Source organism: Conexibacter woesei Iso977N, assembly GCF_000424625.1.
GTDB classification, from domain to species: Bacteria; Actinomycetota; Thermoleophilia; order Solirubrobacterales; family Solirubrobacteraceae; genus Baekduia; species Baekduia woesei_A.
Genome location: NZ_AUKG01000004.1, coordinates 151,664 through 172,410 on the forward strand (window position 1 = coordinate 151,664; position 20,747 = coordinate 172,410).

20 protein-coding genes and 1 pseudogene are annotated in these 20,747 nt (G+C 72.9%); 10 read left to right on the forward strand and 11 right to left on the reverse strand.

Features of this window, described 5'->3' with window-relative positions; translation table 11 throughout:
* Positions 1–10: 10 nt before the first annotated feature.
* Positions 11–1,063, forward strand: coding sequence for a S1C family serine protease (locus H030_RS35080; protein WP_051223718.1), 1,053 nt, complete (start codon positions 11–13; stop codon positions 1,061–1,063).
* Here the strand turns inward: H030_RS35080 and H030_RS0125185 are convergent.
* Positions 1,060–1,578, reverse strand: a complete 519-nt coding sequence (locus H030_RS0125185; RefSeq protein WP_027008174.1) for a PadR family transcriptional regulator — start codon at positions 1,576–1,578, stop codon at positions 1,060–1,062. The two genes, H030_RS35080 and H030_RS0125185, sit on opposite strands and share 4 nt — an antisense overlap.
* Positions 1,579–1,638: 60 nt before the next feature.
* Between H030_RS0125185 and H030_RS35085 the strand changes: the two genes are divergently transcribed.
* Positions 1,639–3,126, forward strand: a complete 1,488-nt coding sequence (locus tag H030_RS35085; RefSeq protein ID WP_051223720.1) for an MFS transporter — start codon at positions 1,639–1,641, stop codon at positions 3,124–3,126.
* A gap of 9 nt (positions 3,127–3,135) precedes the next feature.
* Positions 3,136–4,584, forward strand: a complete 1,449-nt coding sequence (locus H030_RS0125195) for a carboxypeptidase M32 (protein WP_027008175.1) — start codon at positions 3,136–3,138, stop codon at positions 4,582–4,584.
* A 14-nt stretch (positions 4,585–4,598) separates the two neighbouring features.
* Here the strand turns inward: H030_RS0125195 and H030_RS40730 are convergent.
* Positions 4,599–5,171 (reverse strand): annotated as a pseudogene (locus H030_RS40730) (YczE/YyaS/YitT family protein); the annotation flags it as partial.
* Positions 5,172–5,232: 61 nt separating this feature from the next.
* Here H030_RS40730 and H030_RS35095 point away from each other — a divergent pair.
* Positions 5,233–6,669: a PLP-dependent aminotransferase family protein gene (locus H030_RS35095; RefSeq protein WP_051223724.1), complete on the forward strand. Its 1,437-nt coding sequence runs from the start codon at positions 5,233–5,235 to the stop codon at positions 6,667–6,669.
* Here the strand turns inward: H030_RS35095 and H030_RS0125220 are convergent.
* From H030_RS0125220 to H030_RS0125230, 3 genes are all read right to left on the reverse strand, one after another.
* Positions 6,666–8,135 (reverse strand): sensor histidine kinase, encoded by a 1,470-nt coding sequence (locus tag H030_RS0125220; RefSeq protein WP_027008176.1) that lies wholly within the window; start codon positions 8,133–8,135, stop codon positions 6,666–6,668. The two genes, H030_RS35095 and H030_RS0125220, sit on opposite strands and share 4 nt — an antisense overlap.
* Before the next feature lie 6 nt (positions 8,136–8,141).
* Entirely contained in the window at positions 8,142–8,846 is a 705-nt protein-coding gene (locus H030_RS0125225; RefSeq protein ID WP_027008177.1) for a response regulator transcription factor, read from the reverse strand.
* A 120-nt stretch (positions 8,847–8,966) separates the two neighbouring features.
* The gene (locus tag H030_RS0125230) at positions 8,967–9,680 is read right to left on the reverse strand and encodes a hypothetical protein (RefSeq protein WP_155892266.1); all 714 of its coding nucleotides are present in this window, start codon (positions 9,678–9,680) and stop codon (positions 8,967–8,969) included.
* A gap of 183 nt (positions 9,681–9,863) precedes the next feature.
* On the opposite strand from H030_RS0125230, the gene H030_RS0125235 reads away from it, so the two are divergent.
* Together H030_RS0125235 and H030_RS0125240 are read left to right on the forward strand one after the other, a co-directional pair.
* A complete protein-coding gene (locus tag H030_RS0125235) occupies positions 9,864–10,127 on the forward strand; it encodes a type II toxin-antitoxin system Phd/YefM family antitoxin (RefSeq protein WP_035129755.1) in 264 nt (87 codons plus the stop codon).
* Positions 10,124–10,396: a type II toxin-antitoxin system RelE family toxin gene (locus H030_RS0125240; protein WP_027008180.1), complete on the forward strand. Its 273-nt coding sequence runs from the start codon at positions 10,124–10,126 to the stop codon at positions 10,394–10,396. Before H030_RS0125235 ends, H030_RS0125240 begins: the two co-directional genes overlap by 4 nt.
* Before the next feature lie 216 nt (positions 10,397–10,612).
* On the opposite strand, the gene H030_RS38650 is transcribed toward H030_RS0125240, so the two are convergent.
* Complete coding sequence (locus tag H030_RS38650) at positions 10,613–12,301, reverse strand: cytochrome c biogenesis protein DipZ (RefSeq protein ID WP_027008181.1); 1,689 nt, start codon at positions 12,299–12,301, stop codon at positions 10,613–10,615.
* A 69-nt stretch (positions 12,302–12,370) separates the two neighbouring features.
* Between H030_RS38650 and H030_RS39880 the strand changes: the two genes are divergently transcribed.
* Positions 12,371–13,735: a helix-turn-helix domain-containing protein gene (locus H030_RS39880; protein WP_027008182.1), complete on the forward strand. Its 1,365-nt coding sequence runs from the start codon at positions 12,371–12,373 to the stop codon at positions 13,733–13,735.
* 118 nt (positions 13,736–13,853) lie between these two features.
* Positions 13,854–14,198 (forward strand): response regulator, encoded by a 345-nt coding sequence (locus H030_RS0125255; RefSeq protein ID WP_035129757.1) that lies wholly within the window; start codon positions 13,854–13,856, stop codon positions 14,196–14,198.
* 16 nt (positions 14,199–14,214) lie between these two features.
* On the opposite strand, the gene H030_RS0125260 is transcribed toward H030_RS0125255, so the two are convergent.
* Together H030_RS0125260 and H030_RS0125265 are read right to left on the reverse strand one after the other, a co-directional pair.
* Positions 14,215–15,699, reverse strand: a complete 1,485-nt coding sequence (locus H030_RS0125260; RefSeq protein WP_196809271.1) for a flavin monoamine oxidase family protein — start codon at positions 15,697–15,699, stop codon at positions 14,215–14,217.
* A gap of 185 nt (positions 15,700–15,884) precedes the next feature.
* Positions 15,885–16,679, reverse strand: a complete 795-nt coding sequence (locus H030_RS0125265) for a hypothetical protein (RefSeq protein WP_027008185.1) — start codon at positions 16,677–16,679, stop codon at positions 15,885–15,887.
* 46 nt (positions 16,680–16,725) lie between these two features.
* Here H030_RS0125265 and H030_RS0125270 point away from each other — a divergent pair, with 46 nt between their 5' ends.
* Complete coding sequence (locus tag H030_RS0125270; RefSeq protein WP_027008186.1) at positions 16,726–17,511, forward strand: HipA family kinase; 786 nt, start codon at positions 16,726–16,728, stop codon at positions 17,509–17,511.
* Entirely contained in the window at positions 17,498–17,899 is a 402-nt protein-coding gene (locus H030_RS0125275; protein ID WP_027008187.1) for a DUF3037 domain-containing protein, read from the forward strand. The genes H030_RS0125270 and H030_RS0125275 overlap by 14 nt, the downstream gene beginning before the upstream one ends.
* Here the strand turns inward: H030_RS0125275 and H030_RS37885 are convergent.
* From H030_RS37885 to H030_RS35110, 3 genes are all read right to left on the reverse strand, one after another.
* Positions 17,880–18,530, reverse strand: coding sequence for a potassium channel family protein (locus H030_RS37885; protein WP_051223726.1), 651 nt, complete (start codon positions 18,528–18,530; stop codon positions 17,880–17,882). The genes H030_RS0125275 and H030_RS37885 overlap by 20 nt on opposite strands.
* A gap of 92 nt (positions 18,531–18,622) precedes the next feature.
* Positions 18,623–20,023, reverse strand: coding sequence for an FAD-binding oxidoreductase (locus H030_RS35105; RefSeq protein ID WP_051223728.1), 1,401 nt, complete (start codon positions 20,021–20,023; stop codon positions 18,623–18,625).
* An 81-nt stretch (positions 20,024–20,104) separates the two neighbouring features.
* Complete coding sequence (locus H030_RS35110; RefSeq protein WP_051223730.1) at positions 20,105–20,746, reverse strand: TetR family transcriptional regulator; 642 nt, start codon at positions 20,744–20,746, stop codon at positions 20,105–20,107.
* Between the last annotated feature and the right edge of the window lies 1 nt (position 20,747).

Genomic DNA, 20,747 nt, shown 5'->3' on the forward strand with positions numbered 1-20,747 from the left:
CCTTCCGGCCATGACCTCCAAGCCCGCAGCCCTCACCCTCATGGCCGTCGCCGCGATCGCCGGCGGCGGCGCCGGCGCCGTGGTCGTCGCCACCTCGCGCGACGGCGACAACCGCGCCGCGACCGTCACGCAGACCACCTCCAACGCCGCGGCGGGCACCGCGGTCCCGGCGTCCGACACCACCACGTCGACCACGCTGACCGCGAGCGAGATCTACAGGAACGACAACAAGGGCGTGGTCGACCTGGTGGTCAACGCCGACGCCGAGGGGTCGGGCTTCGTGATCGACAGGAGGGGCGACATCGTCACCAACGAGCACGTGGTCGACGGCGCGCGCACGATCAGGGTCACGTTCAGCGACGGCACCAAGGCCAGCGCGACCGTCGTCGGCAGCGACAAGACCACCGACATCGCGGTCGTGCGCGTGACCGGGATCAAGGCCTCCATGTTGACCCCGCTGACGTTCGGCGACTCCTCGGCCGTCGAGGCCGGCGACGCCGTCCTGGCGATCGGCTCGCCGTTCGGCCTGGCCGAGACGCTGACGACCGGCATCGTCTCGGGCACCGACCGGACGATCGAGTCGCCCTCGGGCGCGACGATCGGCGGCGCGATCCAGACCGACGCGTCGATCAACCACGGCAACTCGGGCGGGCCGCTGATCGACGCCGAGGGCGACGTCGTCGGCGTCAACGCGCAGATCGAGAGCGACTCCGGCGGCAGCGACGGCGTCGGCTTCGCGATCCCGTCCAACACGGCGCGCAGCGTGGCCCTGCAGCTGATCGCCGGCGAGACCGTGGAGCACCCGCAGCTGGGCGTGCAGATCGAAGACGGATCGAGCGGAGGCGTGAAGCTGGCCGCCGTCACCGCGGGCGGCGCAGCCGCGGCGGCGGGCCTGAAGGCCGGCGACACGATCACCGCGATCGACGGGACCACGGTGGGCGACGCCGACGCGCTGGCGTCGCTCATCGCCTCCCACCAGCCCGGCGACCGCGTCCGGGTGACCTACCGGCGCGGCAGCGCGAGCGCCACGGTCACCGCGACGCTCGGGGAGAGCAAGAGCTAGTCCTTGCCTTCCAGCTCCGCGAGCTGATCGCGGATCCACCCCTCGATCACGGGGTTGATGCGCAGGCCGAGGTCGACGGCGGGCTCGAAGGGCGAGCTCACGCCGCCGGCCTCGATCGCGTTCTTGATGCCCTCGAGTTGTTGCTGTTGCTCCAGGACCGCCTGCAGGTCACGCTCCAGCGCGAAGCGCGCGTCCTCCGGCGACAGCAGGCGCGGCGTCAGGAACATCCGCAGCGCCGACTCGCTGCGCTGCTGGCGCGAGGGCTCGACCTCGACCAGCCAGCGCCGCAGCTCCGCGCGGCCCGCGTCGGTCAGGGCCCACGTCTTGCTGTTGCGCGCGCCCTGGGCGATGACCTCGACCATGCCCGCGTCCTCGAGCTTGGCCAGCTCGGGGTAGATCTGAGAGTGGCTGGCGTGCCAGGCGTTGCTGAGCGACTTGTCGAACTTGGCGGTCAGCTCGTAGCCCGTGGCGGGCTCCGTGGCGAGCAGTCCGAGCATCGCGTGGCGCAGCGACATATGGCGGTCAGCATAACCCGGACTTGACATGCAAGATCCGTCATGTAAGAAATTACATGTATGACCTCTCTCCCCTCCGCGCCGCCCGCCCTCCCCAGGCAGCGGCTCCTGCTCGCCGCGGTCATGTCCGGGCTGATGCTCGCGATGCTCGACCAGACGATCGTCGGCACCGCGCTGCCCCGCGTGGTCGCCGACCTGCACGGCCAGCAGCTGTACCTGTGGGTCGTCACGGCCTACCTCGTCCCCGCCACCGTGACGCTGCCGCTCTACGCGCGCCTGTCGGACCGCTTCGGCCGCCGCCCGCTGCTGCTGGCGGGCATGTCGCTGTTCCTGGTGGGCAGCGCGCTGGCGGCGCTCGCGCCGTCGATGGGCTGGCTCGTCGCCGCCCGCGCGGTCCAGGGCGGCGGCGCCGGCGCGCTGGAGTCGTTGTCCTTCATCCTGGTCGCCGACCTCTACGCCGGGCGCCGCAACGCCGCGCTGCAGGGGGCGATGGCGGGGATGATGGGCTTCGCGTTCATCGCCGGGCCGCTGATCGGCGGCTTCCTGACCGACCACGTCGACTGGCGCGCGTGCTTCACCGTCAACCTGCCGATCGGCGCCGCGGCGCTGGTCGCGGTCGCGCGCGTCCTGCCGGGGGACATCGGGAAGTCCGAGGCGCGCGGCGTGCCGCTCGACCTCGCCGGGATCGCGCTGCTGACCGGCGCGGTCGGGCTGTTGTTGGTGGGGTTGAACGAGAAGACCCACGGGTCGGGCGCGACCGACGCGCTGCCGGGCTGGACCGAGCCGCGCACCGGCGGGCTGATCGTGCTCGGGCTCCTGATGTTGGCGGCGTTGGTCCGGGTCGAGTGGCGCGCGCCCGCGCCGATCATCCCGCTGCGCCTGCTCGCCGCCGACCGGCGCCTGGCGGCGATCTGCGCGGCCGGGACCGCGTCGGCCTTCGGCCTGTTCTGCGGCGTGCTGCTGCTGCCGCGCTACTTCCAGTTCGCGCGCGGCGTGAGCGCGACGCACTCCGGGTTGCTCATCTACCCGTTGTTGTTGGGGTTGGTCGTGGCGGTCAACGTCGGCGCGGCGCTGATCGTCCGGCGGCTGGAGTGGCGCGGGCCGATCCTCGCCGGGATGGGCCTGATGGCCCTGGGCGCGCTCGGCTTCGCGACGTTCGACTCCGGCACGCCCGACGCGCTGTCGCTGTTGTACATGGCGTTGATCGGCCTCGGCGTCGGGCCCGCGCTGTCGGGCCTGCAGATCGCCCTGCAGCGCACCGTCGAGCCCGCCCGGATCGGCGCGGCGATGGGCACGCTGCTGCTGTTGCGCCAGCTCGGCGGCGCGATCGCGCTGGCCGGTGCCGAGACGCTGTACTCCTCGCGCCTCAGCCACGCGCTGGCGTCCGGCGACGCGCCACGCGAGGCGGCCGCGAGCGCCACCGGCACCGCGGTCTTCGTGGTCGCGCTGTGCGGCGCGGGCGTCGCAGCGGTCGCACTGCTGAGCCTCGGCCGCGGCGCCGGACGCCTGCAGCCGCTGCCGGAGCAGGTGGTCGCGGCGGCCGCATAAGGTGTCGTCATGGCCGACGCCCTCGATCTCCTGCGCACCCGCCTCGCCGAGCTCAACGACCTGCGGTTGGTCGGCTCATTGCTGGGATGGGACCAGCGGACGATGATGCCGGCGGGCGGCGGTCCGTCGCGCGCCAAGCAGCAGGCGACGATCCAGAAGCTGGCCCATCAGCTCGGGACCGCCGACGAGGTCGGCGGCTGGCTGGCCGAGCTGGAGGGCGCCGACGGCTTGTCCGAGGTCGACCGCGACGTCGTCGCGGTCACCCGCCGCGGCTACGAGCGCGCGCGGGTCGTGCCGAACGAGCTGGCCGCCGAGCTGGCGCTCGCGGGCGCCGCGGGTGAGGACGCCTGGCAGGTCGCGCGCGCCGAGGACGACTTCGCGAAGTTCGCGCCGGTGCTGGAGCGCAACGTCGAGCTCACGCGCCAGTACGCGGCCTGCTTCGACGGGCACGCCAGCGCGTACGACGCGTTGTTGCAGGACTACGACCACGGGCTGACGACCGCGCGGATCCAGGAGGTCTTCGCCCAGCTGCGCGAGGCGCTGCCGCCGGTCGTCGCCGAGCGCGCCGCCCAGGCCGCGCCCGCCGCGCTGGCGATCCCGGTCGAGGCCCAGCAGGCGGCGGTCAACGGCGTGCTCGCGCGCTTCGGCGTCGGCGCGGACTCGTGGCGGATCGACGTGTCGTCGCACCCGTTCTCCACCAACATCGGGCTGCGCGACAGCCGCATCACGACGCGCTACGAGGACGGCCAGCTCGAGCCGCTGCTGGCCGCGATGCACGAGTTCGGCCACGCGCTCTACGACCGCCAGGTCGCGCCGGAGCTGGAGGGCACGACGCTCGACGACGGCACGTCGATGTCGATCCACGAGTCGCAGAGCAAGTTGTGGGAGAACCACGTCGGGCGCAACCCGGCGTTCGCGGGCGTGCTCGCGCAGGAGCTGACCAGCGGCGGCTACGAGATCTCCGCCACCGACGTGCACGCGACGCTCAGCGCGGTCCGGCCGTCGCTGATCCGCGTCAGCGCCGACGAGGTCACCTACCCCCTGCACATCGTGCTGCGCTTCGAGCTGGAGCGCGCGCTGATCGACGGCGACCTCGCGGTCCGCGATCTCCCAGCGGCGTGGAACGACGGCATGAGGTCGCTGCTGGGGATCGACGTGCCGTCCGACGCCGAGGGCGTCCTGCAGGACGTGCACTGGGCCGGGCTGGCGTTCGGCTACTTCCCGTCCTACGCGCTGGGCTGCCTGATCGCCGCGCAGCTGTGGGAGGCGCTGGAGGCCGAGCTGGGCTCGCGCGACGGCGCGCTGGAGTCCGGCGACGTCGCGGAGATCCGCGACTGGCTGGGCGCCAAGGTCCACGTCTGGGGCCGGCGGCGGGACACGATCCCGATCGTCGAGTCGGCGACGGGCCGCGGGCTGGACGCGGCGCCGTTCCTGCGCCACGTCGGCGCGTTGTCGTAGGCCTTCCTGCGCTCGGGCACAGTCAGCCGCGGCACGAAGAACTGGGCCAGCGGGCCGATCGCCAAGGCGTAGGCGATGGTCCCGGCGCCGAACGTCCCGCCGAGGAGCACGCCCGCGGTCAGGACGGTCAGCTCGATGGCGGTCCGGACGGCGCGCAGCGAGCGCCCGGTGAGCGCGTGCAGGCCGGTCATCAGCCCATCGCGCGGCCCGGGGCCGAAGCGCGCGCCGATGTAGGCGCCGGTCGCGACGCCGTTGAGGACGATGCCGCCGACGAGGAACGTCGCGCGGATGGCGGTCCCGTGCGGCGCTCCGAGGTGCGTGATCGTGGCTTCGAGCGCGAGGCCGATCACGACCGCGTTGGACACCGTGCCGAGGCCCGGCCACTGGCGCAGCGGGATCCAGAGCAGGAGCAGCAGCACGCCGACGATGTCGGTCCAGTAGCCGGTCCCGATGCCGGTCTGGATCGACAGGCCCTGGTGGAAGACGTTCCAGGGGTTGTTGCCCAGGCCGGAGAGGAGCATCAGGCCGCTGCTGAAGCCGTAGAGGAGGAGGCCGAGGTAGAGCTGGGCGAGGCGGCGGAGCAACATGGCACCACGATGCCACGGATTGGCCCTGGTGCTACGGGTCCAATCGTGCGACGATGGACCCATGGCCCGGACCCTGACCGCCGCCGCTCTCGTCCCGCTGCTGGGCTCCTCCTGGCGCCGCCCGGCCGCCGGCTCGTCGCGCTCCGCGACGCTGGCCGACGCGCTGCGCGCGCTGGTCGTCGACGGCCGCCTGCTGCCCGGCACCCGCCTGCCCTCGACGCGTGACCTCGCCGCCGAGCTGGAGCTGTCGCGCGGCTCGGTGACCCGCGCGTTCGCCCGCCTCGACGAGGCCGGCTACGTGACCGCCCGCACCGGCGCGGGCACCGTCGTGACGCTGCCGGCGAGCCACCGCGCCGTCGCGCTTCCGGACCGGACGGACGGCGTGGTCGACCTCACGGTCGCGGCGCTGCCCGCGCCCGACCCGCTGCTCGCCGAGGCGGTGCAGCGGGCGGCGCGGGGCCTGGCGCGGCACCTGCCGGGGCTCGGGTACTCGGCGGCGGGGTTGCCGGAGCTGCGGGAGGCGGTCGCGGCGCGGCTGACCGCGCGCGGGCTGGCGACGAGCGCCGACGAGGTGCTGATCACCGCGGGCGCGCAGCATGCGCTGCGGCTGATCATGGACCTGCATGTAGGACCTGGTGACCGAGTGCTGGTGGATGCTCCCGGCTACCCGCGGACGCTGGCGGCGATCCGGGCGGCGCGGGCGCGGGCGGTCCCGATCGCGCTCGGCCCGCGCGGCTGGGATGCGGGCGCCTGGGCCGACGCCGCGCGGGTCGCGGCGCCGCGGCTGGCGGTCGTCGTGCCCGACTACCAGCACCCGACGGGCCTGGTCATGAACGCGGCGGCGCGCGAGGCGATCGCGACGACGTGCGCGCGGGCGGGCGCGGTCCTGGTCGCCGACGAGACCTGCAGCGAGCTGCGCCTCGACGGCCCCGCGCTGCCCGCGCCGCTGGGCACCTTCGGCGCGGCGATCACGGTCGGCTCGATGAGCAAGGCGGCGTGGGCGGGCCTGCGGATCGGCTGGGTCCGGGCCAGCGCCCGCACGATCCGCGAGCTGATCGCCGTCCGGACCGCGGTCGACATGGCCAGCCCGATGCTCGAGCAACTTGTCGCACTCGAGGTGTACAAGAACTGGGACGCGGTCCTGGCCTCGCGCCGTGCGCTGCTGCGCCCGCGCCGGACCGCGCTGTTCGACGCCCTGCGCGAGCACGCGCCGTCCTGGGAGGTGCGCCGCCCGACCGGCGGCATCAGCGCCTGGGCGCGCCTGCCGACGCCGGACGCCACGCGCCTGGCGGCCACCGCGGCGGACCACGACATCCTGCTCTCCCCCGGCCCGGCGTTCTCGGTCGACGGGACGTTCGAGCACCACGTCCGGCTGCCGTTCACGCTGGCGCCGGAGACGACCGCCGCGACGATCGCGACGCTCGCGCGCCTCGCCGCGGAGCTGAGCGGCGACGCGCCGGAGCCCGCCGAGCCGCGCGAGGTCGCGCTCGCGGTCTAGCCCGCGGCGGTGTCCTCGGGCGCGGCGGGCGCGGGCCTCCGGTCGCCGCCCGCGGGCAGCCTGACCGTGAAGCGCGCGCCGCCGCCCGGGGCGTTGACGGCGCTCACGCTGCCGTCGTGGGCGGCCACGATCCCGGCGACGATCGCCAGCCCGAGGCCGGCGCCGGCCTTGCCCTGCTTGCGCCCCGCCTCGGCGCGCCAGAAGCGCTCGAACAGCGCGTCGTTCTCGTCGGTCGGCAGGCCCGGGCCGTAGTCGCGGACCTCCAGCACCGTGCAGCGGTCCTCGTCGCGGACCGACACCTCGATCGGCGTCCCCGCAGGCGTGTGGACGAGCGCGTTGCGCAGGAGGTTGGCGAAGACCTGGCGGAGCTGGTGTGGGTCGCCGCTGACGTGGCCGAGCCCGAGGTGCTCCAGCTCGATCTCGCGGTCGGGCGCAGTGGCGCGCGCGTCATCGACCGCGTCGCCGGCCAGGCGACCGAGGTCGACGTCTTCCCGGATCTGCTCGCGGACCTCGTCGAGGCGCGCGAGCGTCAGCAGGTCCTCGACGAGCACGCCCATGCGCGCGGCCTCGGCCTCGATCCGCGTCATCGCCTTCTCGGTGTTCTCGGGATCACGCGCCGCGCCGATCCGGAACAGCTCCGCGTAGCCGCGGATCGACGCCAGCGGTGTGCGCAGCTCGTGCGAGGCGTCGGCGAGGAACGTCCGGAGGCGGTCCTCAGACGCCTTCTGCTTGGAGAACGCGTCCTCGAGGCGGTCGAGCATCCGGTTCAGCGCCAGGCCGAGCCGGCCGACCTCGGTCTTCGAGGTCGCGGGCTCGACGCGCCGCGCGAGGTCGCCGCCCGCGATCGCGCCCGCCGTGACGCCGATGCGCTCCAGCGGGCGCAGCCCGATCCGGACCAACCACCATGACAACGCACCCAAGGCCAACAGGATGCCCACGATGACGAGGCCGGAGATCCGCAGCAGGCGGTTGAGCGTGTCGGTCGTCTCCGCCAGCGGCACGGCCGCGAACTTGACCGTGCCGTCGCGCAGCTTGGTCCCGTAGACGCGGTAGGACTTGCCCGTGTTGGTGGCCTTGACGGTCACCGCCTCGCCGGCGGTGAGGTTCGAGGGCCACCTCGGGGTGACCGAGGTGTCGTAGCAGTTGCAGTCCGGGGTGCTGCTGGTGCCGTCGGTGTCGCGGGTCCAGATGTAGGTGCCGGCCGCCGGGCCGGGGCCGCCGTGCGCGGCCGGCGGACGGCCGCCGTTGTCGTCGCCGTCGTCGCTGCCGTAGCCGGGGTTGACGGCGCCGAACGGCAGCAGCGAGCCGCCACCGTCGCGTGTCCACTGCGAGGCCTGCTTGGCCTGGTCGTCGACGCGGCTCAGCAGGAAGTGACGCTGCTCGGCGTAGGTGACGCCGGCGAGCAGCAGCAGGCCGACGGTGGCCAGCGCCAAGAGCCCCGCGATCAGGCGTGTGCGGAGCGACATGGACAACTAGCTCCGGGGCGCACGCAGCGCGTAGCCGACACCGCGCGCGGTGTGGATCAGCGGCGGGCCGTTCTTGTCGATCTTCTTGCGCAGGTACGAGATGTAGGTCTCGAGCACGCGGGCGTCGCCGCCGAAGTCGTAGTCCCAGACCTGGTCGAGGATCTGGGCGCGCGTGAGGACGCGGCGCGGGTTGAGCATCAGGTAGCGCAGGAGGCGGTACTCGGTGGCGGTCAGCTCGATCAGCTCGCCGTCGCGGGTGACCTCCCGCGTGTCCTCGTCGAGCTCGAGGTCCTCGAAGACCAGGCGCGAGGTCTCGGGCTGCGAGAGGCCGGCGCGGCGCAGGATCGTCCGGATCCGGGCGACGAGCTCCTCGAGGCTGAAGGGCTTGGTGACGTAGTCGTCGCCGCCCATCGTGAGGCCGCGGACCTTGTCCTCGGTCGCGTCGCGGGCGGTCAGGAAGATGATCGGGACCTGGACGCGCTCGGCGCTCAGGCGGCGGGCGATCTCGAAGCCCTCCATGTCCGGGAGCATCACATCCAGGACCAGGAGGTCCGGCTTGAAGGACGAGACGGCCTCCAGCGCGCTCTTGCCGTCGCCGGCGGACTCGACGGTGAAGCCCTGGAAGCGCAGGGCCATCGAGATGACGTCGGCGATGTTGGGCTCGTCGTCGACGACGAGGACGCGGTGGCTCTCGGGCGTGGCGGTGGTCATCACGCTGATCAGTTTCGGCCGTGAACCTCAGAGCTTCCTGGGAAACGCCCAGGAAGCTGCTGCGAGATCGCGGGGTGGTGCCTGCGAGCTCGACACGAGCTCCGCCAGTGTGTGCGCAGGCTAGCGCCAGTGGTGACGCGGGCCGAACTGCGGTGCGCCGTTCGGTCCGTTCTTCGGCGCGCCCGCTGGCGGTGACGGTCGCGTGTTGTTGACGAGGTCGTCGAGGTGATCCCTGAGCTCGCCGAGGATCTTCGTCTCCTGGTCGGCAGTGAGCTTCCTGTCGCTGACCTGCTGATCGAGCTCCTTCGTGACGGCCGCGGTGATCGCCGTCTTGACGTCATCCAGGGACTTGCCCTGCGCCCTGGCGATGTCGGCGATCGACCTACCGGCGCGGAGCTGCTTCAGGAGATCGTCGCGCGACAGACCGAGGGCGGTCGCCGCGCCATCGAGCGCCCCACCCGGCCCGGCCTTGAACCCGAGCCCAAAGCCCGGATGCATCATCCCGGGACCACGCGGCCCGGCGGGTCCGCCGGCGGCACCCGGCCCCAGCACCTCGCCCGAGTCCGCCCGCCGCCTCTTGATCGCATCGGCCTGCGCCTGCGTGAGCCTGCCATCCCTGACCTGCTGGTCGAGCTGCGCATCCTCCGCCGCACCGAGCGCCGAGCGCAGCGCGTCCGGCGTGACGTTCAACCGCTTGGCGGCATCATCCAAGATCGACTGCTCAGCCTTCTTGTGATCATCATCACCACCGCCGGTCGCCGCAATCGCAGCCCCTCCACCAGCCCCCGCAGCCAACACCGCAGCCGACACCAAGACATAGCGCTTGATCCGCATGAGCACGACTCTCCCAGAGCACCCTTAAGCCCACCTGAGAGTTCCATTGGCGCGCCTCACGGTCTCGGTGTCAGCGGTGCATTCGGGCTCGCGGAGAGCCCAAATGCACCGCTCGTCTCGTGGGCGTGAGACATACCAATGGCGCGGTTGTGGCGGACCGGCGACGTGACTACAATTATGGTCATGTCCGAAGCGCTGCCGCTCTCGTGGGTCAAGGCCCATCTCTCCGAGCTCGTCGATCGCGTCGAGGGGCAGCATGACCGCGTCGTCGTGACGCGCAATGGCCGCCCGGCTGCGGTGCTGATCAGCCACGAGGATCTTGAAGGCCTTGAGGAGACGCTGGCGGCGCTCACCGACCCGGACCTCATGAAGCAGATCCGCGACAGCGAAGCGGCCGTCGCCGCGGGCGATGTCGTATCGCTTGACGAGCTGCGCAAGCGCGTTTGAGCGACGCGCCCTGGCAGCTGGTCGTTGCCGGGCCGGCCGCGCGCAACCTGGAGCAACTTCCCACCAGGTACGCGACCGCGGTCATCGAAGCCCTCAGCGCGATCGCCACCAACCCCCATCGCCTCGGCAAGCCCCTGCGCTTCGAGCTGACCGGCCGCTGGTCCGCCCGCCGCGGCCCCTACCGCATCATCTACGCGATCGACGACGATACGCGCACAATCACAGTGCTCGCAATCGCCCACCGCGCCGACATCTATCGCAACCGCTGACGCCGCAGCGCGCGATGGGTCGCGGTGCCCAACGGTGCATTTTGGTTCGCGGAGAACCAAAACGCACCGCTCGTCTCGTGGCCGCGCTCGCGGAGAGCGCGACGAGTCGCGTCGTCAGAAGCGACTACGCATTGGTGGCAGGACGTTGGCGCTGCGACTGCGGCCGACCGCCCAACGGCGACGGCGCTGCCAGAGGCGACGAGGCGCGTCTATCGATCAGCCGAAGGTGAAGGCGTAGGCCGAGGTGCCCGGCGCGAAGGTGATCTTGAGGGTGTGGACTGAGGTGGTGCCGAAGTCGGCGAGGGTGTAGAGGCGTTGAGAGGTGACGGCGATGTGCTTGGTCTTGCCGTCGACCTGGACGGTCACTGCTCCGGCGTGGCCGCGGGGTGGTGAGAGGACGAGGTAGACGAAGCGGGCTTGGACGGTCGCGGTGATGGAGGCGCCCGTGCTGACTGCGGTCGCCGGCTGGTCGGCGATGTTCCAGGTGCCGCCGAGGGCGAAGCCGTTCAGCGGCGGGTTGGCCGGCGCGGTGTAGCTCTTCGTGCCCTTGGAAGGCCTCTTGATCCAGCCGTCCGCGCGCTCGGCGCCGACGTAGGTCTCGGGCGTCGCCTGCGTCCCGACCGGCGTCACACCGTGCGGGCGGGAGCGCGAGGCGCTCAACCGGTCACCGCGCTCGGCCAGCAGCGACCGGATCTCCGACTCCGTCTTCGCGTAGTCGCCCTCGCCGAACTGCGTCGCGCGGACCTGGCCGTCGGCGTCGATGAGGTAGTCGGCCGGCCAGTACTGGTTGCCGTAGGCGTTCCAGGTCCCGAGGTCGTTGTCCTGGACGACGGGGTACTTGATGTGGTTGCTCCTGATCGCCCGCGCGACGTTGCCGGCGTCGTGCTCGAACTGGAACTCGGGCGCGTGGACGCCGACGATCGTCAGGCCCTGCCTCCGATATCGCGCGTCCCACGCCTCCAGGTATGGCAACGTGCGCAGGCAATTGATGCACGTGTAGGTCCAGAAGTCGATCAGCACGACCCGCCCGCGCAACGCCTTCATCGACAACGGCTGCGTGTTGAACCACTGCTGCGTGTCGGCGAACTCCGGCGCCGCGCCGAGCTTGGGCAGCGACGACCTCCTGGTGGCCGACGCCGACGCCGACGACGACCTGTCGGTGAACTTGGGCGCCGTGTCGTGCAGGTCGTGCAGCCGCTTCTGCGTCGACTGCGACTGCTCCAGCCCCGCGGTCAGCGTGATGTCGCTCGTGTGGCGCGCCAGCGCCGTCTCGAAGTTGGTGTCCAACCCGAACGCCAGCGCGACCGCGGTCAACAGCAGCACCGCGCCCAGCGCGCGCTGCACCCGCAGCGGCCCCGCCCGCCGGATCGGCTCCAGCACCCGCCGGCCGCCCAAAGCGATCGCCGCCAGCACGACCGCCGAGCCGAACACGTAGGCGACCGCGACCAGGACGGTCTTGCCGCTCACCGCGCTCACCGACGCGACCGCCGCCAGCACCGGCCCCGCGCACGGCGCGTAGACGAACCCCAGCGCGGCACCGACGAGCAGCCCGGACCAGAACCCGTCACCACGCGTCCGCGGCCCCAGCCGCGACAGCGACGCCAGCGGCCGCTCGACCCGCTCCGCCACACCCGGCACCAGCGCCGCGACGCCGGCCACGATCAGCACGACGATCCCCGCGTCGCGCAGCGTGTTCCCGCCCAGCCCGACGTGGCGCAGCAGCTCGCCGCCGCCGATCACCGACAGCAGGAACGTCGCGCTCAGCCCGAGCACGATCGCGATCGGCCGCCGCCGCCCTCCCGCGGCCCCCGCGGCGCCGAGCAGCGCGGGCAGGACCGGCAGCGCGCACGGGCTCAGCGCCGTGCCCGCGCCGACGACGACGGCAATGACCAACAACAAGACCATTGGCCGCCATGATGGCGCGCGCTTCGCAGATTTCGCATTACGAAGTGCGTACGGGTTAGGGTCGCCTCCATGACCGCAGCCCGCCTGGTGCTCGGCGTGGAGGACGCCGACCCGGTCAGGCTCTGGCGCACCATCATCCGCGCCCTGCGCGCCACCCATCCTGCCTTCGGCCGCGACGCCGAGGCGATGCTCGCCGCCGGCCCGTCGGCGCTCGCCGAGGCCGTGATCCCGCTCGTCGCCGCCGAGGTCGCGCTGCTGGCGATCCCGCTCGACCTGGAGCTGATCGGCGTCGCCGACGCCGCGCTGCCCTCGCTGCTGGTCTGGAGCGACTGCGCGCCGACCGGCGCCCGGATCCGCCTCGGCGACGGCGAGCCGGACGCCCCGCCGCGCCTCACCGCCGCGCAGGTCGCCGCCGCCTGGCCGGGCGCGCTCGCCCGCGGCGAGCACGCGACCGTGATCCGCTGGCTGCAGCAGACCGACGACGACAACAACAGCGCGCTGCTCCTCCCCCGCCTCTGGGCCGCGCACGAGCTCGGCGACACCGCCCGCGCCGACGACCTCGCCGCCGACACCGTCGATGGCCGCGCGCTCCTGCTCCACGCCCACGGCGCGCTGCGCGCGGGCGACCTCGAAGCGCTCGCCGACCGCCTCGACCTCGCCGCCGCCACCGCCGACCCGCGCGACGGCTTCTGGCACACCTTCGACGCGCTCCTGCGCGCGCACGAGGCGCTCTGGCGCGGCCACCCGCGCGTCGCCGCCCGCCACTTCGCACGCGCCGCCGGCCTCGCCCACGTCCACGCCGACCCGCGCGCGCTGGCCGCCGCGCTCGGCTACCTCGCGCTGCTGGCGACCGAGGGCGGCGACGACGACAGCGCCCGCCGCCGCCTCAACCGCATCGAGGACCTCGTCGACGCCGACCCGTCGATCGCCGAGCACCCGGTCGCGATCGGCGGCGCGCTGGCCGAGGGCCGGATGCTCGAGCTCGCCGGCGCGCTGGAGCCCGCGGTCGCGCCGCTGAACCGCGCGATCACGCTCGCCGAGCGCGGCGGCAACGCGTTCGAGCGCGCCGAGCCGCGGCTCAGGCTCGCCGCCGTCCACCGCGCCTGCCTGCGCCCGGAGCTTGCGAGCATCCTGGAAGCCGAAGCGCTCCAGATCCTCGAGCCGTGCCCGGACCGCGGCCGCCTCGCCGGCCCCGCCGCGGCGATCGACCTGACCGCGACAGCGACCGCGCCGGCCACCGCCGCGCCGCTCTCACCCTCCGAGCGCGCGGTCCTGCGGCTGCTGCCGTCCGGCCTCTCCCAGCGCGAGATCGGCGGCACGCTGTTCCTGTCGGTCAACACGGTCAAGACCCACTGCCGCAACATCTACACCAAGCTCCACGCGCAGTCGCGCGAGGAGGCCGTGGCGCGCGCCCACGACCTCGGCCTGCTGTAGGGAACCGCCTGCATAGGCACGCGGTAGCTCACGCGTTGCCTTCCGGACACCCACGCGGCAAAAGGGGGTTACCCGCACGTTGGAAGGTCCCGCATATGGGCACGCTTGAGGTGTGCCCATGAAGGTCCTCATCGTCGACGATCACCCCTCCTTCCGCTCCGCCGCGAGGCTGCTGCTGGAGCACGAGGGCTTCGAGGTCATCGGCGAGGCCGAGGACGGCGCCAGCGGCCTCGCGGCCACCTCGGAGCTGTCCCCGGATCTCGTCCTGCTGGACATCAACCTGCCCGACCTCGACGGCTTCGACGTCGCCTCGCGGATCACGCTCGACCACCACGCGCCGAAGGTCGTCCTGACCTCCAGCCGCGACCCGAAGGAGTTCGGGCCGCTCGTGGGGCGCTCCGGCGCCAACGGCTTCGTCCCCAAGGGCGAGCTGTCGGCCGAGGCGATCTGCGCGCTCCTGTAGCGCCGGCCGGCGAGGCCTACAACTTCGCCAGCACCTCCCTGGCCGCGCGCTCGCCCGACGAGATCGCGCCGTCCATGTAGCCGTTCCAGTAGCCCGCGGTCTCGGTGCCCGCCCAGTGCACGGCGCCGACCGGCTCGGTGAGCTTCGGCCCGAAGCGCGTGAGCGTCCCCGGCCCCAGGACCGACGTCGGCGCGCCGCGCGTCCAGCGCTCCTCGACCCAGTCCTGCTCGAAGTAGTCGATCGGCGACAGCGCCTGCGGGCCGAACGCGCTCGCGAAGTCGTCGAGCACCGCCTGCCTGCGATCCGCGGCCGACGCCGTCTGGTAGGTCGACCACGACTTCCCGCCCATGAACCCCATCAACACGCCCGGCGTGCCGTCGGGCGGCGAGTTGTCGAAGATCGCCGGGACCGCGCAGTCGCCGAGCTTGATGGCCTGGCCGTTGTACCCCGCCCTGCGCCAGAACGGCGTCTCGTAGATCGCCTCGCACTTGGCCAGCGTGCCGAGGATCATCCGGCGCCGGAGCGCGTCGTGCTCGGCGGGCAGCAGCGGATCCCAGTCGATCTCGACGGCCAGCGGCGGCGGGATCGCCACGACCGCCCGCGCGCCGCGCCAGGCGCGGCCGTCCTGCACGGTCACGGTGACGCCGCCGGCGTCGCTCTGCGCGATCGACGCCACCGGCGCGTTCAACACCACGTTGCTGCCGAGCGCCTGGGCCATCAACAGCGAAAGTCGTTGCGTGCCGCCGACCAGTCGCGAGTCCTGCGCGGCGTCCTTGGAGCCGATGCCGCGCTCCAGCGTGCCGGGCGTCGAGGCGTCGCCGTAGCCCGCGATCGTCGCCAGCAGGAACAGCATCGAGCAGTCCGAGGCCCGGGAACCGAGCGCCGGCGACAGGAACAGGTTCACCAGCGCCAGGATCCGCGACGAGTTGATGGTGTTGCTCCTGATCCACGTCTCGGCGGTCATGCCGTCGAGCGTCGCGGCGTCCCTGTAGGTCCAGGGCGCGTCGACTGGGAAGTCCTTGGCCATGGTGTCCAGCCGCAGGATCATCTGCGCGAGGTCGGGCAGCGCGAGCAGGTCCGGCGGGATGTCGCCCGTGTACGTGGTGGCGTGGCCGTCGGCGACGTAGACGCTGTTGCCCGGCTGGTAGCCGGGGTAGGTGCCGACGCCCAGCTCCCTGCACAGCGCCAGCGCGCGGTCCTGGGTCGGGCCGACGTACTGCCCACCCGCCTCGGTGACCTTGCCGCCGCCGAGGTCGTGGTTGAGGGTCCGGCCGCCGACGCGGTCGCGCGCCTCCAGCACGACCACCGACTTGCCCGCCGCGACGAGGTTGCGCGCGGTCGTCAGGCCCGCCAGCCCGGCGCCGACGATCACGGCGTCGACGTCGCTCGGCGCGGCGGCCGCCTGCGCGCTGCTCCGCTCTCCCCCGGCCAGCATCAGCCCGAGCCCGCTCGCGCCGGCCCAGCCCAGCGCGCCGCGCCGCGTCAGCTTCCCTCGTTCCACGAACCTCTCCCGTCGTTCGGCGACTCTCCTCAGATGGTTGATGCGAGATCGACCGTGGTCGTGATCGTGCGCACGGTGGATGCTGAGCGCCGCGCGACAGCGCAGCCGATCCTGGTTGGATCGGCAAGTTGTCGCGTGGCGATCAGCGCCGCCGGGCGTGCGAGCACGGCCGCGGGAATCTCGTATCAGCCATCGGGAGCGGCAACGCGACGGCGGCGCCGAACTTGCGCCCAGACCTCCACGAGCACCAGGACGATCGCCACCGGGACGGTCGCCGGGAGCGTGTCGACGGTCAGGAACAGCTGGTCCCAGCACAGCGACACCACCAACAACGCGACGGCGGGGATCAGCTGTGGGCGGCGCTCCGTCGCCAGCAGCCCGCCGAGCACCGCGGCGGCGAAGAAGTCGCCGTAGCCCATCGAGGCGTAGTGGAACGCCGCGGACTGCAGCTGCGGCAGCCCGGCGCCCGGCGCCGCGGCCTCCAGGACCGCGTTGGGCGCCTGCAGCGTGTTCCCGAAGACGAGGATCGCGTCGGAGACCGCCATCGCGATCAACCCCAACTTGAGCAGCAGCAGCGGCGCCGCGCCGCCGAGCAGGCGCCCGAGCGTGATGACCGACCCCATGATCAACAGCAGCGTCGCGACCTGCCCCGGGCGCGAGCCGTCCTGGTCGGCCCAGGCGATCGCCAGCAGCGGGATCGCCAGCGGCGCCAGCCACCAGCGCGCGCCGTGCATCGCCCAGCCCAGCGCCAGCGCGCAGCCGGGCGGGATCAGCAGCAGCGCGACCCACGTCAGGACGTTGGCGGTGTCCGGGACCTGGTCGATCCCGACGATCACCGCGACGATGCACAGCGGCAGGATCAGCGCCCACCAGCCGCCGCGGAAGCGCTCCAGGAAGCGCGGGACGCCGGCCGCGGGAAGCGCGACGCACGCCGCCTGGGCGCCGGTCAGGACCAGGTTGTCCCACTCGAACCACAGCACTGCGCAGGACCGTAGCGCCGGAGCGGGCGTTACCGTGCGGCGTCGCATGCCCGAACCGACGCGACTGCGCACCGTGCGCGCCACGCGCTACGTCACCCCGCTGCGCGAGGGCGGCTCGATGCCGGGCCTGGTCGAGGCCGACGACGACGGCCTCTACGTCGTGAAGTTCCGCGGCGCCGGGCAGGGCCTGAAGGCGCTGATCGCCGAAGTCGTCGTCGGCGAGATCGCGCGCGCCTGTGGCCTGCGCGTCCCGGAGATCGTGATCGTCGAGGTCGACCCGCTGCTGGCGGCCGCCGAGCCGGACCCGGAGATCCAGGAGCTCGTCGCCGCCTCCGGCGGGACCAACGCGGCGCTCGACTTCCTGCCCGGCGCGCTGTCGTTCTCCCCCGCCGCGCCGGTCGGCGTGACGCCCGAGCTGGCCGCCGAGGTCGTCTGGCTCGACGCGCTGTGCCAGAACGTCGACCGCACGCCGCGCAACCCCAACATGTTGATCTGGCACGGCGACCTGTGGCTGATCGACCACGGCGCCGCGCTCTACCGCCACCACGCGCCCACGTGGCCCGAGGGCGCGGCCGCGGCGAGGTTCCCGCTGATCCGCGACCACGTGCTGCTGCCGTTCGCGGGGTCGATCGCCGAAGCCGGCGAGCGCCTGGCGCCCCGGCTCGACAGCGCGACCGTCGAGCGGATCGCCGCCGAGGTCCCCGACGACTGGCTCGGCGGCGCCGCGGACGCGTCGCCGCCGCGCGAGGTCTACGCGACCTACATCGCGCAGCGCCTGCGCGACGGCGCGTTCGCCGCCGAGGCCGAGGAGGCGCGCCGTGCCGTCGCCTGAGCGCGCGCCGTCCGACGACGCCTTCGCCTACGCGATCTGGCGCGTCGTCCCGAGCGTCGAGCGCGGCGAGGCCGTCAACGTCGGCGTCGTCGTCTTCTGCCGCCGCCGCAGGTTCCTGAAGGCCTTGGTGCAGGTTGATGAACAACGCCTGCGCGCGCTCGCGCCCGACCTCGACGTCGCGGCGGTCGCCCAGCACCTCGACGGCCTCGTCCGCGTCGCCGACGGCGACCCGTCGGCGGGCGCGATCGCCACGATGGACCAGTCCGACCGCTTCGGCTTCCTGACCGCCACGTCGTCGACGATCGTCCAGGCCTCGCCGATCCACACCGGCTTCTGCGACGACCCCGAGGCGACGCTGCAGCGCCTGTTCAGGCGTCTCGTCGCCTGAGGTTGCCGACCAGCAGGGCGACCACGACGACGAGGTAGATCTGGCCGACCAGGACCTCGAGCGTCGAGATCGCGCGGCCGACCTCGGTGCGCGGCGTGAAGTCGCCGTAGCCGGTCGTCGTCAACGTGATGAACGAGAAGTAGATGTGGTCGCCCGAGCTGCCGTCCACGTTCTGGGCGAAGTACCAGCCGCTGGTGCCGTCGGCGATCGCACCCACGACGTCGGCGAAGATCATCCCGACGAGCAGGTAGGACACGAGGCCGCCGGCCACCGCCTGGACGTTGACGCCGTCGCGGCGGATCAGCGCCACGACGCCGGTCCCGACCGTCACGAGCATCGCCGTGGCGACCGCGCCGCTGAGGCCGAGCAGGTTCCAGCCCGGCGTCCGGATCCCGACCGCGCTGATCGCGCCGAAGACGACGGCGGCGAAGCCGATCGCGGTCAGCGTCCGGCTGCGCGTGTCGCGCGCGGCGATCGTGACCATCACCAGCAGCGCCGCCTGGAGCAGCAGCGCGATCCCGCGCCCGACGTGGTCGTCGGGCAGCGCGATCGTCGCGACGATCACCAAGACCGTCGCCGCGAGCACCTGCCCGTAGCGGTGCGTGGCCACCTGCGGGCGCCCGAAAGCCATCGTGACGATGGCGTTCGACGTTGCGGTGAGCGCTCCTGCGCCGCGCCCCACTCCCAGTGAAGACCCGGCGCAGGTGCTGCGCTCCCCTCGCGCTAGGCGTGAGCCGGCGCCACCGGGTGGTTGGCGTGGATCACGTCGCGCGGGTCGTACTTCGCCTTGACCGCCTGCAGCGCGGCAAAGGACTCCTCGGAGAACGCCGTGGCGACGTCCGAGGGGTGCTCGGCGAAGTTGAGGTAGATGCGGCCGTTCGCGCACGGCTCGATCGCGGCCTTGGCGCGCTGCAGCGAGGCCGGGATCAGCTCCGCCAGCTGCGGCGTCATCGGCGAGCCGAGGGCGAAGAAGATGTACTCGCCCTCCATCCTGCCGCGGGCGCCCGCGTGCTCCGGCACCCGGCCCAGCGCGCCCCCGAAGTGGCGCAGCTCGGTCAGCAGCAGGCAGCTCTCGGACTCGTGGCCGCAGGCGTCGACGAGCGCGTCGATCGCCTCGGACGTCAGGTCGCCCAGCAGCGCGTGGTCGCTGATGCCCGGGACCGGCGTCTCGGGATCCATGTGCAGGTGGCTGAGCGCGATGGGCGGCGCCGGGGCGAACATGTCGATCTCCGGCTCCAACGCGCGGAACGGCGCCAGCACGTCGGACGCGTAGCCGGCGCTGCCGACCACCGCGCCGTCGATCACGACGAAGTTGCGGCCGCGCACGATCTCCGGGATCTCCGGGACGGGCGGGACCTGCAGGATCCGGATCGATGTCGTGGCAGTCTCCGGCGCATCGCGCGTCCAGGCGTGCCAGGCGTGGAAGACCTCGCGGGCGCGCTCCCACGGCCACAGCATCGCGCCGGCGTAGAGCTCCGGCACCGCGTAGAGCTTCAGCTCCATGTGCGTGATGACCGCGGGCGAGCCCGAGCCGCCGCGCAGCGCCCAGAACAGCTCCGGGTCGTGGTCGGCGTCGACGCGGCGCTGCTCGCCGTCGCCGGTGACGACGTCGAAGGACAGGACCGAGTTGCAGCACAACCCGTAGGCGCGGCCGAGCCAGCCCACGCCGCCGCCCAGGACGTAGCCGACGAGGCCGACGTCGGGCGAGGAGCCCGCGAGCGCGGCGAGGCCGAGCTCGGAGGCGGGCGCGGTCAGGTCGGCGCAGAGCGCGCCGGCCTCGACGCGGGCGGTGAAGTTGGTGTTGTCGATCTCGACGGCGCGCAGGTTGCGCATGTTGAGCAGGATCGACTCGTCGGCGCCGGCGCGGGCCGAGGCGTTGTGGCCCGTGCCCTGCGGCGCGACGCGCAGCCCGTTGGCGGCGGCGAAGCGGACCAGCGCGGCGACGTCGTCGGCGTTGCGGGGCTCGGCGACCAGCGGCGGGCGCTGGTCGACCGTGAGGTTCCAGGCCGCGCGGGCGTCGTCGTAGCCGGCGTCGCCGGGGAGGTGCAGGGTGCCGCCGAACTCGGCGCGGAGGGCGGAGAGGTCGAGGTCGAGCGAGGGAGCAGCAGCAGCAGAGGTCAGCATTGGGAGTGTCTCCAGGAAGGGGAGTTGCGGGGTCGGAGCGCATACTGCGCCGCCGCCGCCCTCCGCACATCAGGGAGTCCCCTATTTCTGCTGGGGTGCGGTTCCCCGCACCTCCTGCAGGGCGGCGATCCCGCCCCGCAGGAACGTGAACGCCTCGTCGAGGCGCGCGAGGTCGGCCTCGTCGGGGCCGTGCTTCTTCTTGGCCCGGCGATCCTCGTCGTCGCCCGACAGCGCCATCAGGGCCGCGACGGCCGCCGCGGCGATCAGCTTGGGCTGCAGGTCGTCGGGCGCGGAGCCGAGGTCGATCGCGACCGACTCGGCGATCAGCGTCTCGAAGCGGCCCATGATGTGGCGCTCGTGGGCGGCGAGCGCGTCGTTGTCGCGCACGAGGCAGTGGCGCAGCCACTCGCGGTCGCCGTCGTCCTCGGCGTGGCCGCGGGCGATCAGCTCGCCGATCCACTCCCGCAGCGCCTCGAAGGCGTTCTCGTCGTCGGCGCGGTCGCGCATCCGCGTCTCGAGCGCGTCGAAGACCTCGTCGAAATCGCCGAAGACGACCGCTTCCTTGGACGGGAAGTACGAGAAGAACGTGCGCGGCGCGATGTCGGCCGCCTCCGCGATGTCGGCGACGGTCGTCGCGGCGTAGCCGCGGTCCTCGAACAGGCGGAACGCCGCGTCCTCGATGGCGCGGCGCGTCTGCTCCTTCTTGCGCTCGCGCAGACCCATT